General features: G+C 63.2%; 16 protein-coding genes. 11 read left to right on the top strand and 5 right to left on the bottom strand.

Going from position 1 to position 15,943, the window contains the following annotated elements; translation table 11 throughout:
* Positions 1-575: 575 nt before the first annotated feature.
* Positions 576-1,025: a barstar family protein gene (locus ACVOKO_RS18515; protein WP_346500686.1), complete on the bottom strand. Its 450-nt coding sequence runs from the start codon at positions 1,023-1,025 to the stop codon at positions 576-578.
* Complete coding sequence (locus ACVOKO_RS18520; protein ID WP_346500688.1) at positions 1,022-1,495, bottom strand: guanyl-specific ribonuclease; 474 nt, start codon at positions 1,493-1,495, stop codon at positions 1,022-1,024. The genes ACVOKO_RS18515 and ACVOKO_RS18520 overlap by 4 nt, the downstream gene beginning before the upstream one ends.
* Positions 1,496-1,776: 281 nt before the next feature.
* On the opposite strand from ACVOKO_RS18520, the gene ACVOKO_RS18525 reads away from it, so the two are divergent.
* A complete protein-coding gene (locus ACVOKO_RS18525; protein WP_057628305.1) occupies positions 1,777-2,388 on the top strand; it encodes a superoxide dismutase in 612 nt (203 codons plus the stop codon).
* 241 nt (positions 2,389-2,629) lie between these two features.
* Here the strand turns inward: ACVOKO_RS18525 and ACVOKO_RS18530 are convergent, their stop codons facing one another.
* Positions 2,630-3,436, bottom strand: coding sequence for an endonuclease/exonuclease/phosphatase family protein (locus ACVOKO_RS18530; protein WP_346500691.1), 807 nt, complete (start codon positions 3,434-3,436; stop codon positions 2,630-2,632).
* Positions 3,437-3,615: 179 nt separating this feature from the next.
* Between ACVOKO_RS18530 and ACVOKO_RS18535 the strand changes: the two genes are divergently transcribed.
* The gene (locus ACVOKO_RS18535) at positions 3,616-5,184 is read left to right on the top strand and encodes a POT-type proton-dependent oligopeptide transporter (RefSeq protein WP_346500693.1); all 1,569 of its coding nucleotides are present in this window, start codon (positions 3,616-3,618) and stop codon (positions 5,182-5,184) included.
* Positions 5,185-5,195: 11 nt separating this feature from the next.
* Complete coding sequence (locus tag ACVOKO_RS18540) at positions 5,196-5,807, top strand: rhomboid family intramembrane serine protease (RefSeq protein WP_346500715.1); 612 nt, start codon at positions 5,196-5,198, stop codon at positions 5,805-5,807.
* A gap of 111 nt (positions 5,808-5,918) precedes the next feature.
* On the opposite strand, the gene ACVOKO_RS18545 is transcribed toward ACVOKO_RS18540, so the two are convergent.
* Positions 5,919-6,083, bottom strand: coding sequence for a hypothetical protein (locus ACVOKO_RS18545; protein ID WP_346500695.1), 165 nt, complete (start codon positions 6,081-6,083; stop codon positions 5,919-5,921).
* A 197-nt stretch (positions 6,084-6,280) separates the two neighbouring features.
* On the opposite strand from ACVOKO_RS18545, the gene ACVOKO_RS18550 reads away from it, so the two are divergent.
* The 7 genes from ACVOKO_RS18550 to ACVOKO_RS18580 all read left to right on the top strand — a co-directional run bounded on the left by ACVOKO_RS18550 (position 6,281) and on the right by ACVOKO_RS18580 (position 12,534).
* Positions 6,281-6,574, top strand: a complete 294-nt coding sequence (locus ACVOKO_RS18550) for a GNAT family N-acetyltransferase (RefSeq protein ID WP_346500697.1) — start codon at positions 6,281-6,283, stop codon at positions 6,572-6,574.
* 61 nt (positions 6,575-6,635) lie between these two features.
* Complete coding sequence (locus ACVOKO_RS18555) at positions 6,636-7,463, top strand: DUF3298 and DUF4163 domain-containing protein (RefSeq protein WP_346500699.1); 828 nt, start codon at positions 6,636-6,638, stop codon at positions 7,461-7,463.
* Positions 7,464-7,480: 17 nt separating this feature from the next.
* Complete coding sequence (gene cfa / locus ACVOKO_RS18560; RefSeq protein ID WP_346500701.1) at positions 7,481-8,596, top strand: cyclopropane fatty acyl phospholipid synthase; 1,116 nt, start codon at positions 7,481-7,483, stop codon at positions 8,594-8,596.
* Between the two features lie 90 nt (positions 8,597-8,686).
* Entirely contained in the window at positions 8,687-9,181 is a 495-nt protein-coding gene (locus ACVOKO_RS18565; protein ID WP_346500704.1) for a MarR family winged helix-turn-helix transcriptional regulator, read from the top strand.
* 7 nt (positions 9,182-9,188) lie between these two features.
* Entirely contained in the window at positions 9,189-11,336 is a 2,148-nt protein-coding gene (locus tag ACVOKO_RS18570) for an FUSC family protein (protein ID WP_346500706.1), read from the top strand.
* Positions 11,326-11,523, top strand: coding sequence for a DUF1656 domain-containing protein (locus ACVOKO_RS18575; protein WP_057628314.1), 198 nt, complete (start codon positions 11,326-11,328; stop codon positions 11,521-11,523). Before ACVOKO_RS18570 ends, ACVOKO_RS18575 begins: the two co-directional genes overlap by 11 nt.
* 9 nt (positions 11,524-11,532) lie before the next feature.
* Positions 11,533-12,534, top strand: a complete 1,002-nt coding sequence (locus ACVOKO_RS18580) for an HlyD family secretion protein (protein WP_346500709.1) — start codon at positions 11,533-11,535, stop codon at positions 12,532-12,534.
* A gap of 418 nt (positions 12,535-12,952) precedes the next feature.
* Here ACVOKO_RS18580 and ACVOKO_RS18585 read toward each other — a convergent pair whose 3' ends face one another.
* Entirely contained in the window at positions 12,953-15,124 is a 2,172-nt protein-coding gene (locus tag ACVOKO_RS18585; RefSeq protein WP_346500711.1) for a M3 family metallopeptidase, read from the bottom strand.
* A gap of 154 nt (positions 15,125-15,278) precedes the next feature.
* Between ACVOKO_RS18585 and ACVOKO_RS18590 the strand changes: the two genes are divergently transcribed.
* Positions 15,279-15,758, top strand: a complete 480-nt coding sequence (locus ACVOKO_RS18590; RefSeq protein ID WP_346500713.1) for a glutathione peroxidase — start codon at positions 15,279-15,281, stop codon at positions 15,756-15,758.
* Positions 15,759-15,943: the final 185 nt, after the last annotated feature.

The following is a 15,943-nucleotide window of genomic DNA, read 5'->3' on the forward strand; positions in this document are numbered from 1 at the left end:
CTTCGCCAAAGGGAGGGCTCAGTCCGTCGAGGCCATTCAATGTGTGGCTCCCGCCCTTGCACCGAAGGTGCAGGGGAGGGCTGGGTAGGGGTGCTTTTCGCTGTAGAGCTGCCGCTACGAACGCAATGAACTCTGCGCGGAGTTCAAAAGCCCCCCTCCCAACCCTCCCCTTGGCTTCGCCAAAGGGAGGGCTCAGTACGTCGAGAGCATGCAGCTTTGCTCCCTCCCTTGCACCGAAGGTGCAGGGGAGGGCTGGGGAGGGGTGCTTTTCGCTGTAACGCTGGCGCTTCGAACGCGGTGGATTCTGCGCGAAGTTCAAAAGCACCCCTCCCAACCCTCCCCTTGGCTTCGCCAAAGGGAGGGCTCAGTACGTCGAGGGCATGCAGCGCATTGCTCCCTCCCTTGCACCGAAGGTGCAGGGGAGGGCTGGGGAGGGGTGCTTTCGCTGTAGCGCTGGCGCTTCGAACGCAACGGATTCTGCACGAAGGTCAAAAGCACCCCTCCCAACCCTCCCCTTGGCTTTGCCAAAGGGAGGGCTTAGTACGTCGCCATAGGGAGGAGGTGAGCACCGAGCCTCATTCTTCTTCGTCGTCGCCCGCGGCTTCCTCGCCGCCACCGGGCAGTTCCAGGAAGGCCCAGAACGCTACGTTGTCTTCGGCCCAGCGCGCTGATGCTTCGGAAAGCACATCCAGCAAGGTATCGAAGTCTGCCGAGCTGCCTTGGCGCAGGTCATCGGCATCGCTGAAAAGCAACGCATAGCCGTTGGCCGGCAGCCATGACAGGTCACGCAGGGCGTCGGACAGGGCATCCCAGTTGCGGCTCCAGCCAGCGGGGAAATCCAACTGCGTACCCATCCGCATCAGCAAGGTGCGCTTGTCGGCGCAGCCTTCCAGGTCGATGCGGCATACGCGCAGGCCGGCATCACGCGCCACCGCTGCCAGCCCGCCAAGGTCGCCATCGCCAACACCGTAAACACCGGCCTGGCTGACGTCTTCCAGTCCCATGTCGAAACCGCTGTCACTCATGGCGTACTCCTGGCGGGAACTTCAAAGCTGCGGAAACTCTCGTAATGGTCATCGGTGTAATACCAGGCATCGGGCGGGTCACCGCCGGTCACGATGCGCTTGGCACCACGATGGTCCAGCCCCGGTGTATCCACCGTGTATTCGCGGTAATAGCCGCGCGGCCGTTGCGGCAGCTGGCGCTCGCGGTTGCCGAAGGTGCTGCCGTCCTGGCGATGCGGATACGGACCGCCGCGCTGGATCAGGGCGATGGTTGCGCGTGCTTCGGCAGGCAGGAACGCAGGTAATGGATCGGCCTGGGTGGCTGAGCTGGACTGTGCCTTGCCTTCTGCCTGCGGAAGGGTGTCAGCTGGGCTGCCAACGCCCAGTGATGGCGCGAACTGCGGCGGCGGTGGCTGCTGCGCCACACGCATGGCCCACAGGCCGGCAACAAGCAGGACTACGGCGATAACCAGAAGGGAAGGCTTGCGCATCAGTAGAGGCGGTCAGTCACGGAAAGGAGAATGATTATCACGCTGCGCGCTGTTTTTTGTTGAACGATTGGTTCATGCGCTGCTTTCGCTGCGTTGGTTCACAGGCCGATAACAATGCCTGCGCGCAGTGCCCGGAAAACGATGATCCCGATGACGGGACAAAGTTTCCTTTACATCGGCCTTGGTAAGTTGAGCGTTCCTGCCTACCATTCACCTCTGCATCTGTATCGCCCGGGTTTTCCGGGCACAGACCCCCAGGCATATACCCAAGGAGATCCGTGATGGCCTATACCCTGCCCAAGCTGCCTTACGCTTACGACGCGCTGGAACCGTACATGGATGCGGCCACGGTCGAGATCCATTACTCCAAGCACCACCAGACCTACGTCAACAACCTCAACGCGCTGGTCGAAGGCACCGAGTACGCCGACCTGCCGATCGATGAGCTGCTGCGCAAGGTCAAGACCCTGCCGGAAAACCTGCAGCAGGGCGTGCGCAACCAGGGTGGCGGCCACGGCAACCACTCGCTGTTCTGGGACGTGATCGGCCCGAACGCCGGTGGCACCCCGAGCGGCGCGCTGGCCAAGGCCATCGACGAACAGCTCGGTGGTTTCGACAAGTTCAAGGAAGCCTTCACCAAGGCTGCACTGACCCAGTTCGGCTCGGGCTGGGCATGGCTGAGCGTCGGCGCTGACAAGAAGCTGCTGGTGGAAAAGAGCTCCAACCAGGAAAGCCCGCTGATGGAAGGCCGTACCCCGGTGCTGACCATCGACGTGTGGGAACACGCGTACTACCTGAAGTTCCAGAACCGCCGCGCCGAGTTCATCGAAACCTTCTACAGCCTGATCAACTGGAAGGAAGTGGAGCGTCGCTACCAGGAAGCAATCGCCTGATTGCAGTGACCTGAGGCGGTGGCCCCAGTGGTCACCGCTACCGCAACAAAGGCCGGGCATTGCCCGGCCTTTGTTGTTTCAGGAACACTCAGCGGCGTACAGCCTGCTTTTTTGTAGGAGCGGCGTAAGCCGCGAAGCTCGGCCTGCTGAAATGCCAGGCATACCAGCGAGCTGACGCCCTACCTGCTTCGCGGCTTACGCCGCTCCTACAGGCAGGAGCTGTGCGCCGCCCATTGCCGTTTCATGGCTGTTCGACGGCAGTGGCCTCAGGAATCCGGGTGATACGCAGCGTCGCCATCATGCCCAGGACTTCCGGCTCGGCCTGCGCCTCGCTGGCAGTCAACTGGATGGGCTGCTGGGTGATATCGGCAAAACTACGCACCTGATACAGCACGTCCATGCCGTGGCCGGCGCCAGCCGCTGGTCGGGCGTCGCCATTCTGGTTCGAGGGATTCCGGCGCGCCGGCTGGTAGCCCGGCAGCTGCCGCACCAGTTCTTCTGTGGGGGCGGCAAAGTCGCCGATGATCAGCGAAGGCAGCCCTTCGGCGGTTGCATCCATCCACGAGCGCAGGTCGGCCGCCTGATGGCCGCGCGACACCGCGGTGTTGTCGGTGGGGCACATGCTGGCCGCATAGATGTTCAGCAGTGCCTGCTGCAGTTGCAGGCGTTGCATGCCGGCGGCGGTGGGGGCTTCATCGCCGTGCAGCAGGGTCACGCCGTCCTGCTGTGCGGTCAGCCGGGTCAGTACCGCGTTGCCGCGGCGTTCGGGCTGGCTGGGACGGTCGGCGCTGATGAAATCGCAGCTGTAATTGAGCCGGGCGCCCAGCCAGCAGGCCGGGTTGGCGCTACCGCGCTGGCGGACATCCTGCACGATGATCACGTCCGGATGCAGCGCCTCCAGCAGCTGGGCGATCCTGTCCCGTTGATCGGCCCAGGTCTGGCTGCTGTCGGGCAGGCGCAGGTTGGCGATCTTGATGACCGGCGCTACCGGCTCGGCCAGTACGCCAAATGACAGGACAAGTAGTCCAAAACAGCCCCAGCGCAGCATTGCAAGGCCTCGTGGTGAGGGACTGTCATGCTAGTACTTTCTGCGTAGAGGGCTTGTGCATGGTTTCGTACTAAGGTTTTACCTCTACAGGCCGTAGGCATTTTACTGATCGGGGGCCGCTCTGGTTCTTGGTGTGATGCGTTACGCTTGCAACCTTTGTATTCACGGATCGCCCTCAGATGACGACCAATCACGTGGCAGCAGCCCCGGACCCCAAGGCAAAGATGCCGCGCCAGATCGGCTACATCATCGGCAACGAAGCGTGCGAGCGCTTCAGCTTCTACGGGATGCGCAACATCCTGGTGCAGTTCCTGATCACCTCGCTGCTGTTGCAGGAGATCACCTCCGAAGGCCGTGCGGGTGAGGCCAAGGACATCATGCACAGCTTCATGATCGGCGTGTATTTCTTCCCGCTGCTCGGTGGCTGGCTGGCCGACCGCTTCTTCGGCAAATACCACACCATTCTCTGGTTCAGCCTGATCTACTGCGCTGGCCACCTCTGCCTGGCCTTGTTCGAGGACAGCCGGCAGGGCTTCTTCCTCGGCCTGGGGCTGATCGCGCTGGGTGCCGGCGGCATCAAGCCGCTGGTGGCCTCGTTCATGGGCGACCAGTTCGACCAGGGCAACAAGCACCTGGCCAAGTTCGTGTTCGACGCCTTCTATTGGATCATCAACTTCGGCTCGCTGTTCGCCTCGCTGCTGATCCCGCTGGCGCTGAAGAACCTTGGTCCGCAATGGGCGTTCGGCATCCCCGGCATCCTGATGTTCGTGGCTACTTTCGTGTTCTGGCTGGGCCGCAAGCGCTATGTGCTGGTGCCGCTGCCGCCCAAGGACCCGCACTCCTTCGCCAATGTGGTGCGTACCGCGCTGCTGGCGCAGGCGCCGGGGCAGGGCCGCATGGGCCTGGTGATAGCCGTGCTGGGCGTGGTGTTGGCGCTGGCCTCGTTCGCGCTGGTGCCCAGCCTGGGCATCGTGATCTGCCTGTGCCTGGCGCTGGTGGCCGTGCTGGCAGGTATTGGCGGCGGCACCATGCTGCAGCTGGACCGCGCCCGTATCGTGCACCCGGAGGCCGCTGTTGAAGGTGTGCGCTCGGTGCTCAAGGTGCTGGTGATCTTCGCCCTGACCACGCCGTTCTTCTCCTTGTTCGACCAGAAGGCCTCGACCTGGGTGCTGCAGGGCCAGCAGATGAGCATGCCGAGCTGGTTCACCGCGTCACAGATGCAGGCGCTCAACCCGCTGCTGGTGATGATCCTGATCCCGTTCAACAACCTGGTGCTTTACCCGGCGCTGCGTCGCTTCGGCTTCGAGCCGACCGCACTGCGGCGGATGACCGCCGGTATCGCCTTCAGTGGCCTGGCCTGGATCGTGGTGGGCTGCATCCAGATGGTGATGGACGGCGGCGACGCCATGTCGATCTTCTGGCAGATCCTGCCGTATGCGCTGCTCACCTTCGGTGAGGTGCTGGTGTCGGCCACCGGCCTGGAATTCGCTTACAGCCAGGCGCCGCCGTCGATGAAGGGGGTGGTGATGAGCTTCTGGAACCTGACCACCACCATCGGTAACCTGTGGGTGCTGCTGTCCAACGCAGCCGTGCGCAACCATGCGGTGACCGACCGCATCGCCAGTACCGGTTTGAGCGAAACGGCCTTCCTGATGTTCTTCTTTGCCGGCTTCGCGTTCATCGCGGCATTGGCATTCGGCATCTATGCGCGCCGTTACAAGATGGTCGACAACTACCGGGCGGTTTGAACATGCAAGGAATCATCACCCTGATCCTGATCGGCATCACCGCGTTGGTGTCGTGGATGGCGTTCAACAACCGCAAGCTGGCGGATCGGCTGATCCTGTGGCCGCCAGCCATCGACAAGCACAAGCAGTACGACCGGCTGGTGACCTACGGGTTCATCCATGCCGACTTCGGGCACCTGTTGTTCAACATGGTCACCCTGTACTTCTTCGGCCGTTCGATCGAGGTCATCATGCTCGGCATCACCGGGCAATGGTGGGTCTACCCGCTGTTCTACCTGGCGGCGCTGGTGGTATCGATCCTGCCGACCTACCTGAAGAACCAGAAGAACCCCAACTACCTGAGCCTGGGGGCATCAGGTGCAGTGTCGGCGGTGTTGTTCGCCTACATCCTGATCGCACCGTGGAAGCTGATCCTGGTGATGTTCATCCCGGCGCCGGCCATCGTCTATGCCGCCTTCTATGTCGGCTACAGCATCTGGATGGACAAGAAGGGCGGGGACAACGTCAACCACAGCGCGCACCTGGCCGGTGCCGCTTTCGGCGTGATGTTCATGCTGATCATGGAGCCGGAGCTGCTGCAGCACTTCCTGCAGAGCCTGATGAACCCCACCTTCCGCTTCTGATCGGCGCAAAGGGCGGGACGGGCTGCGGCCCGGAGGCAACGGCGCCGGCCAACTTCGCCGGCGCTGTATCGCCCACTGCGCTGGCGGAGTGGGCGGGCCGCTGATGCTGGCTCAGGCAGCGTAACTGTCGAGCAGACGCGAGTAGACCTCGCTGTCGATCTTCTTGAATTCCCAACCCGTGGTGTCGCCGGCGACGGTCAGTTGGAACAGACCTTCAAGCAGGGTGGCATCATGGTCGTTGGACGGAATCTGCATCGTGCTGTCATTGTCGAACATGGGGCACCGGGCCTGCTGTCTGTTGTTTGTAGGTATACACAGCAAAAGCCGTGCCAGCTTTTGAGACGCAGATCAGGGTTTGATTGCGCTGGCGCAGTCGGAGACGATGTCGGAAAGTGACGCACAGCGGCGTTCCTGTCTGATCAGGCGTCATCACGTCGCCTTCACCGATCCCTTCGTGTCCTGCAGGAGCCACCATGACCGCAAACAATCCCGCGCCAGCCAGCATCGAGCACGACGCCGCTGCACAGCGGTTCCAGACCCTCGTCGATGGCACGCTTGCGGTCCTGGACTACGAGCGGCGGGACGGGGCCATGGTCATCACCCACACGGTGGTGCCCGAGGCCATCGGCGGCCGCGGCATTGCTGCGCAGTTGACCCGGTTTGCGCTGGATCATGCCCGCGCTGCCGGCTGGAAGGTGGTGCCCGCCTGCAGTTATGCGGCGGTTTTCCTGCAACGCCATGGCGAATACGCGGACCTGCTGGGATAATTGCGCTGGCATGGCCACGCCCGACCGGGCGGCCGCACAAACTTCTAAGGATTGAAAGGGCATGAACAGGTTGGTACGGGGATCGTCTGCCGCAGCGGTATTGCTGTTGGCATTGGCTGGTTGCAAGCAGGAGGAACAGGGTGCGCCGGTCGCACCGGTCGCGGAACCGGTGCAGGCGCCGGTTGCGGCTGCGCCTGCGGCAGCTGATCTGCGCGATGTGATCGAAAACACCCCCAGCTATGTCATCGGTATCAGCTACCCGCCGGCGGCGTCCAAATACCCGGGGCTGGCCAATGCGTTGAGCGACTATGCCGGGCATGCCAAGGCCGACCTGTTGAAGTCGGTGGCCGAGCTGGGCAATGACAAGCCCACCGCGCCCTACGAACTATCGCTCGCCTTCGACATGCTGGTTGAAACGCCGGCTGTGGTGGCGGTGTCTGCCGACGGCAGCAGCTATACCGGTGGTGCCCACGGTCAGCCGCTGGTCGCCCGTTTTGTATGGTTGCCCGAGCAGCAGCAGTTGCTGAAGGCCGATGACCTTATCGCCGATGCCAAGGGCTGGCAGGCGATCAGTGATTTCGCCGAGGACAAGCTGCTGGAGCAAGCCACGGTGCGCGCGCAGAGCGAAGACATGTCGCCGGAGGAGCAGCAGGCGCAGGTCCGCAACCTGTCCAAGATGATCGATGAAGGCACTGCAGCCGACGCCACCAACTTCGGCCAGTTCCAGCCGGTGATGGATGCCGCCGGCAAGATAGCCGCATTGCGTTTCGTGTTCCCGCCGTACCAGGTGGGGCCGTATTCGGATGGCACGCAGACCGTGGATGTCCCGGCTGCGGTGTTGTTGCCGCATGTGGCGGCGGATTACCGGGGGCTGTTCGCGCACCCCTGAAGCACAGGAGGTCAGTGATGGATGCGGGGCTGCAACGACGTGTGGAAGCACTGCTGCAGGAGGCCGACATCACCCCCGGAGGTGATAGGCCGCAGGACCTGGACATCCTTGACCCGCGCTTCTATGCGCGGGTGCTGGCCGACGGCTCGCTGGGCTTGGGCGAGAGTTACATGGAAGGTTGGTGGCAGGCCCATTCGCTCGATGGCCTGCTCACCCACCTGCTGGATGCGCGCCTGGACGAGCGCGTGCATGGCGGTGGGGAGGTCTGGGACGCGCTCAAGGCCAAGCTGTTCAACCTGCAGAGCGGGCAAGGCAGCTACGAAGTTGGCAAGCGCCATTACGACCTCGGCAACGATCTCTACCAGGCAATGCTGGGCAAGCGCCTGGTCTATAGCTGCGGGTACTGGCGCAACGCCGGCAATCTGGATCAGGCGCAGGAAGCCAAACTGGAGTTGATCTGCCGCAAGCTTGGCCTGCGGCCAGGCATGCGTGTGCTGGATATCGGCTGCGGCTGGGGCGAAGCCCTCAAATATGCCGCCGAACGCCATGGCGTACAGGGCGTGGGCGTGACCATTTCACAGGAACAGGCCGGATTCGCCCGCCAGCTGTGCGCTGGCCTGCCGGTGGAGATCCGCCTGCAGGATTACCGTGAGCTGGATGAGCCGTTCGATGCCATCCTCTCGGTGGGCATGTTCGAGCATGTCGGGGTCAAGAATTACCGTCGTTACTTCGAGGTTGCGCGGCGTTGCCTGGGCGATGAAGGCCTGTTCCTGCTGCACAGCATCGGCACCAACATCAGCCGCGACCGCACCGATCCCTGGATCGCCAAGTACATCTTCCCCAACTCGATGCTGCCCTCGGCAGCGCAGATCAGCCATGCAATGGAGGGCCTGTTCGTGCTGGAGGACTGGCACAACTTCGGCACCGACTATGACCGCACCCTGCAGGCCTGGCGCGACAATATCGAAGCCGCCTGGGAGCACCTGGATGCCCGCTATGACGACCACTTCCGGCGCATGTGGCGCTTCTACCTGGCCGCATCCATGGCAACTTTCCGCACCCGTCACTCGCAGCTGTGGCAGTTGGTGTTGTCACCGCGTGGGGTGCGCGGCGGCTATCTGTCAGCGCGCTGAACGTAGAACGCTGTAACTGCAAAACTGTTTTATAAGTTTATATTTCAGTTGTGTATTATTCGCCTCAACCTTGGGTGAGCCGGATGAGCCATGAGCAGTTTCGACGCAACCGAAATACGGATCGACGCTACCTGTGCCCGTTGGCCTGGGTTCCCGCGTGAGCCGGCAGTACTGGTTCGGCTGATCAAAGGCGTCTACAAGGCGGTCCATGACCGCGCCAACAGCGTATTGCGCGAGTTCGAGCTCAGCCACGCCGAGTACAACATCCTGATGATGTTGTACGGCACGCCGACGCGTCCGTTGACGCCATCGGAGCTGGCCGAAGCGGCTACCGAAAAGTCGGCCAACATCACCCGGCTCACCGACCAGCTGTGCAACAAGGGCTTGCTGGAGCGGATTCCGGACAGCAGCGACAGGCGCAAGCTGGGCCTGCACCTGACCGCGGATGGCGTGGCCTGCGTACAGAAGCTGCTGCCGAAGATGGCCGAGCTGCTGGTCATGCAGACGCAGGGCCTGGACGAGGGCGAGCAGCACCAGCTTGAGGCCCTGCTGAAAAAGATGCTGACCGGCATCGAGGCCAATTGAGCTCGCCATGTCTGCCACTTCAACATCGGTAAACGCACCCGCCACGGCAGCGCCCTGGCATGCGGGCATGGGCGCGTTCCTCAAGGGCGAGGGTGATACCTGGCTGTTCGTACTGCGGACCACCGTGGCCTTCTTTCTGACCGGTTGGTTGGCAATGCGTTTCCAGCTGCCACAGCCGGGCACGGCGATGATGACCACGGTGATCGTGATGCACCGGCAGAGCGGCATGGTGCTGGCCAAGGCGTTCTACCGGGTGCTGGGCACCCTGGTCGGGGCCGCGGCCGCGTTGCTGATCGTGGGCCTGTTCCCGCAGCAGCGTGAGCCCTTCCTGGTGCTGATGGCGCTGTGGATTGCTGGCTGTACGGCCGGGGCCACCTTGCACCGCAACTTCAAGTCCTACGCGTTCGTGCTGGCCGGCTATACCGCCGCGATCATCGCCTTGCCGGTCATCTCCAGCCATCCCGGGCAGATCTTCGATTCGGCGGTGGCGCGTATCAGCGAGGTGTTGCTCGGCCTGCTGGTGACCGCGGTGATCAGCGACACGATATTCCCGGTGCGCCTGCGCGATACCCTGCGCGCAGCGGTCAGCAGCCAGTACGAAAATTTCCTTGGTTTCATGCGCGGGGCACTGCTCGGCGAGGTGGCACGCGAGCGCATGGAGCAGGCCCATCTGCGCGTGGTGCGTGATGCAGTCGCGCTGGAAGACCTGCGCAGTTCGGTGATTTTCGAAGACCCCGAGGCGCGCGCGCGCAGCGCCCACCTGCAGCGTTTCAATCAGCGCTTCATGGCCGCGTCCACCACCTTCCAGTCACTGCACCATCTGATCAACCGCTTGCTGCGGCAGCCGGATCCCACAGCGGGGCGCGCCTTGCAGGCGTTGTACCAGCCCTTGGGCGTGGCCCTGCAGGCCAGCGCGCAGCAGCCCGGACAACTTGCCGCACAGGTCCACGAAGTGCGCTCAGGCCTGCGCACGCGTGCAGCGCAGCTGCGACAGGAACTGATGGACGCGTCCCAGGCCGAGGACTTTGCCGTGGGCGTCGAGCTGCTGCGGCGTTTCGTCAAGGAACTTGAGCAGTATGTGCATGCACGCGGCCAGCTGACCCTGCAGGTTGCGCCGACCCAGGACGATGCGCGTGCACATTTCATCCGCGGCAACGACTACGCCGGTGCTGCGGTGGCCTTCACCCGCACCGCCATCACGATGTTGCTGCTGGGCGCGCTTTGGGCTGCCAGTGGCTGGGCGATGGCGGTCAACGTGATGCTGCTGGCGACCATATTTTCCGGCTTGTTCGCCACCGTCCCCAATGCGGCGCGGATGACCGGCAAGGTCGCTTGGGGCTATTTGTTGGGCGTGTTGGCGGCCTATGTCTGCGACTACATGGTATTGACCCGGATGGAGGGCTTTACCTTGTTTGCCGCCGGGCTGCTGCCGTTCTTCCTGGTCGGGCCCTATATGGTCAGCCGGCCCAAGCTGTCGGTGTTCGGGTTGGGTTACACCATGGGCCTGGTCAACATCCTGGCCATCACCAGCCTGCACGCATTCGATCCGCTGCGGTTTTTCAATGAAGGTACCTCGCATATGTTCGCGATGGGCGCGGCGGTGTTGAGCTTTGCGCTGATGCCGCCGCTGGTGGGCACGGCATGGCTGCGGCGGCGCCAGATGGCTGGCCTGCGGGCGCAGGTACGCTTGGCCGCGCTGGCGCCGCTGCCCGGCCTGCAGCATCGTTTTGAGAGCAGCAACAGCGACCTGCTGCATCAGATTGTCGCGCACACCGCACCGGGCAGTGCCGAATCCAGCGAGCAGCTGGCCTGGGCGCTGGCGGTCAATGAAACCGGTCGTGCATTGATCCATCTACGCCACGACGTGGCGCATGAGCCAGCGTCGACGCAATTGCATCAGCATGTGGATGCGGTGGTGCTGGCCTTGTCGGACTTCTTCGCGCTACCCACTGCGCACGGATGGACGCGGGCTGAGCAAGCGCTGGAGGCGGCGGTGGTGCTTGCCCGAGCGCAGGCCGGGGAGCGTGGGGTAGCGGCGCGCGCGTTGCTGCATCTGCGCCTGGTGCGTTTGGCGATGGTGGACGACCACTCAGTGATGGCGGCCTACATCACCCCGTCCGAGCCGACCAGGGAGAGCGCTGTCCATGCCCATTGAAATCGCATTTGCAGGAACCCTGTTTCCTGGCCTGCTGTTGTTGTTCCTGCTTGTCTGCGTCCTGGTGTGGGCGCTGGACACGCTGGCCGGGCGTCGCGGCTGGTACCGCAATGTCTGGCATCCGGCGCTGTTCCGTACCGCGATCTTCATCTGTCTGTTTGGTGGCTTCGGCCTGCTGCTGTTCTGAGAACTCCCCATGTCCCCCAAAGTTCAATCCATTCTTCGTTTCTCCATCACTGCCGTGGTGGTGGTGATTGCCGCCTTGATCGCGATGGCGATGTGGCGCCATTACATGTATTCACCGTGGACTCGCGAAGGCCGCCTGCGTGCCGAAGTTGTGCGGGTGGCGCCGGATGTATCCGGCCCGGTGAGCGCGGTTGCGGTGCGAGACAATCAGTTGGTCAAGCGCGGTGATGTGCTTTACCAGATTGATCCGGCGCGCTACCAGAACGCTTTGAACCAGGCGCGCGGCAATCTGGCCGCCGCCCAGGCTTCGGCGCGTGCGGCCGGAGCGAGTATCCAGGTTGCGGCCGCCGGTGCAGCGCAGCAGAGCGCGAACGCCAGCCGTTACGAGCAGCAATACGAGCGCCGCCAGCGCATTACCGGCAGCTTGATTTCCGAAGAATCACGCACTGATGCGTTCAGTGCGGCGCAGGCAGCGCGTGCCGGCGTGGCGCAGGCGCAGGCCAGCCGCCAGCAGGCCAGTGCCTCGCAGCAGCAGGCGTTGGCGGCGGTAGAGCAGGCGCAGGCGGCGCTGGATACGGCAGAGTTGAATCTGGAGCGCACCCAGGTGCGTGCGCCGGTGGCTGGTTACGTCACCAATCTGGAAGTGCGCCAAGGCGATTACGCTACAGCCGGTGCGGCCAAGCTGGCGGTGATCGATACCGATTCCTTCTGGGTCTATGGCTATTTTGAAGAGACCAAGCTGGCGCAGCTGCATGTGGGTGACGGCACCCGCGTGCAGCTGATGAGCGGGCAGGAGCTGCATGGCCATATCGAAAGCATTTCGCACGGCATCACCGATGCAGACAGCCCAACCGGCAGCGATCTGTTGGCCAACGTGAACCCGACGTACAACTGGGTGCGGCTGGCGCAGCGTATTCCGGTGCGGATCAAGCTCGATGCTGGCTCGTTTGCGAAGGGAGTTGTGCTGGCCAATGGCATGACCGCTACGGTGATTGTCGAGGCTGGGCGGTAGGAATTGGTTGAATCGGTTGCTGACGTGGGGCGGCCTAGCGGCTGAAGCGTAAAGCCAAGGCACAGAGCCAAGGTACAGAGCCAAGACGCAGAGCCAAGACGCAGAGCCAAGACGCAGAGCCAAGACACAGAGCCAAGACACAGAGCCAAGGCACAGAGCCCCCTCATCCGCCCCTCGGGCACCTTCTCCCGCAGGCGGGAGAAGGGAGGTGTTCGGCATTGCGCGGGTCTGAAGCATTGCTTGCGCGCGGGCATTCCGCGGCAAGCCAAAAGCGCAAGGAAAGCCAGCTTTCCCTTCTCCCGCTTGCGGGAGAAGGTGCCCGGAGGGCGGATGAGGGGGCTTTTGACTCAGCCCAGCCCAGCAAAAGAAAACGCCCGGCAAAGCCGGGCGTTTTCTTTCCATCAAAACCAGCAACCGCTTACTTGGCAGCAGCACCGGTGGTCAGGCCACGCTTTTCCAGCAGCGGCTCGATCTGCGGCTCATGGCCGGCGAAGTTGTGGAACAGCTCCATCGCATCGACGCTGCCGCCCTTGGACAGCAGGGTCTGGCGGAAATGGTCGCCATTGGCGCGCGTCAGGCCGCCATTCTCGCGGAACCACTTCTGGGTGTTGGCATCCAGCACTTCCGACCAGATGTAGGCGTAGTAGCCAGCCGAATAGCCGCCCATGATGTGGCTGAAGTACGGGGTCTTGTAGCGCGGCGGGACCGGCGCGTAATAGATGCCGTCCTTGACCAGTGCTTCGTGCTCGAACTTCATCACGTCCTTCGGTGCCGGGATCTGGCCAACCCCAATCTGGTGCCAGCTCTGGTCCAGCATCGCTGCGCCCAGGTATTCGGTGGTGGCGAAGCCCTGGTTGAACTTGGAGGCTGCAATCACCTTGTCCAGCAGCGCCTGCGGCATCGCCGAACCGTTCTGGTAGTGCTTGGCGTAGTTGGCGAGGATGGTCGGCTCGTCGGACCACATCTCGTTCACCTGCGAGGGGAACTCGACGAAGTCACGCGGCACCGCGGTGCCGGCGAAGTACGGGTACTTCACGTCCGAGAACATGCCGTGCAGGGCGTGGCCGAACTCGTGGAAGGTGGTGGTCACTTCGTCCCAGGTCAGCAGGGTTGGCTTGCCGGCCGGCGGCTTGGGGATGTTGAGGTGGTTGGCAACCACCGGCTTGTCACCGGTCAGGCCCGACTGCGACACATAGGCGTTCATCCACGCACCGCCACGCTTGGACTCGCGTGCATACGGATCGAAGATGAAGATGGCCAGCTGGCTGCCATCGGCGTCGAACACGTCATAGACGGTGACGTCGTCGTGGTAGACCGGCAGGTCGGTGCGCTGCTTGAAGCTCAGGCCGAATTCCTTGCCGGCGGCGAAGAACACGCCGTTCTCCAGCACGTTCTTCAGCTCGAAGTAGGGCTTGAGCTGCGACTCGTCGAAGTTGTACTTGGCCTGGCGCACCTTCTCGCTGTAGAAGGCCCAGTCCCACGGCTGCAGTTCGAACGTCGGCTTGCCGGCGGCTTTCTGCTCGCTGTCGATCATCGCCTGCAGGTCGGCGGCTTCGCGCTTGGCGTTGGTAACGGCAGCCGGGGCCAGCTGGCCGAGCATCGCGTTGACTGCTTCCGGGGTCTTGGCGGTCTGGTTGCCCAGCGAATAGGTAGCGAAGTTCGGGAAGCCCATCAGTGCGGCCTTCTCGGCACGCAGGGTCATGATGCGCGACACCAGTGCGGTGTTGTCGTACTCGCCACCCTTGCTGCCACGCGAGATCGAGGCTTCATAGATCTTCTGGCGCAGTTCGCGGTTGGCCAGGTTGGTCAGCGGCGGCTGGCCGGTGGTGTTGAGCAGGGCGATGACGTACTTGCCATCCAGCTTGCGGGCCTTGGCGGCCTCGGCAGCGGCGGCGATCTGCTCGGCCGACAGGCCGTCCAGCTGCTTGACGTCGTCAACCACGATGAAGGAGGCGTTGACCTCGGCCAGCACGTTCTGGCTGAACTTGGTGCCCAGGTTGGCCAGCTCGGCGTTCATCGCCTTCAGCTTGGCCTTGTCGGCGTCGCCCAGCTTGGCGCCGGCGCGGACGAAGTTGTCGTAATACTTTTCAACCAGGCGCAGGCTCTCGGCGTCCAGGCCCAGCTTGGCGCGGTTGTTGTAGAGGGTCTCGATGCGCGCGAACAGCTTGCCGTTGAGGTTGATGGCATCGCTGTGTGCGGCGAACTTGGCCGAGTAGTCGCCCTGCAGCTTCTTGCGCGCGTCGTTGGTGTCGGCACCGATCAGCGAGAAGAACACGGTGGTGGCGCGGTCGAGCACGGCACCGCTGTTTTCCAGCGCGATCAAGGTGTTTTCAAAGGTGGGCGCGGCCGGGTTGTTGGCGATCGCTTCCACTTCCTGCAGCTGCTGCGCCATGCCGGCGTCGAAGGCCGGCGCGAAGTCGGCGTCCTTGATCTTGTCGAACTGCGGGTAGTGCAGCGGCAGCGGGCTTTCTGCGAAGAACGGATTGGCCTGCTGGGCCGATTGGGTGGTCGCAGCGGTTGCGGCCTGGCTGTAAGCCGGCAGGGCAAGACCCAGGGTCGCGGCAAGGGCGAGGGCGAGACGGGTGTTCAAGGCGGAAACTCCGGTAAAAAGACTGATCTTTCAGGGTACCTGCCGGCGGGCCCGCACGGGTGTGTCGAATGGCATGGTTGCGCTGAAAGGCCACATCTTGCATGCCGTTGGCGCCGTGATGGCGTACGCTGGCTGTCTTGACTGGAGCTGCGCAATGCCCAATGCATTTGATTTCGAGCTGCCTGCGCTGGACGGCCAGCCGCTGCCGCTGGCAACGTTTGACGGCAAGGTACTGCTGATCGTCAACACCGCCTCCAAATGCGGTTTCACCCCGCAGTACCAAGGCCTAGAGCAGCTGTGGCAGAAGCTGGGGCCGCAGGGCCTGGTGGTGCTGGGCTGCCCCTGTGACCAGTTCGGCCATCAGGAGCCGGGCGATGCCGACGCCATCCAGGCGTTCTGCAATCTCAATTACGGGGTCAGTTTCCCGATGTCGGCCAAGCTCAAGGTCAACGGCGCCGACGCCGACCCGCTATGGCAGTGGCTGCAGCGGCAGAAGCGCGGCGCGCTGGGCATCGCCGCGATCAAATGGAATTTCAGCAAGTTCCTGATCGGCCGCAACGGCCAGGTGATCGCGCGCTATGCACCCACCGCGCGTCCGGAGGCGCTGGAAGCGGATATCAAGGCGGCGCTGTAAGCGTCGTCATGTGGGAGCGGCGTAAGCCGCGAAGCTCGCAGAACAGCCCAACTTAGCGGCAACACCAGCTTCGCGGCTTACGCCCCTCCCACAAATCATATTATTTCTAGACGAACGCCCGCGCGAAAACCTATTGGCCTGCCGTGCCTAAGCGGGTTGTTGCGGGAAAGCCCCGGGCCTCAAGC

The sequence above is a fragment of the Stenotrophomonas sp. STEN240 genome, from assembly GCF_056756175.1.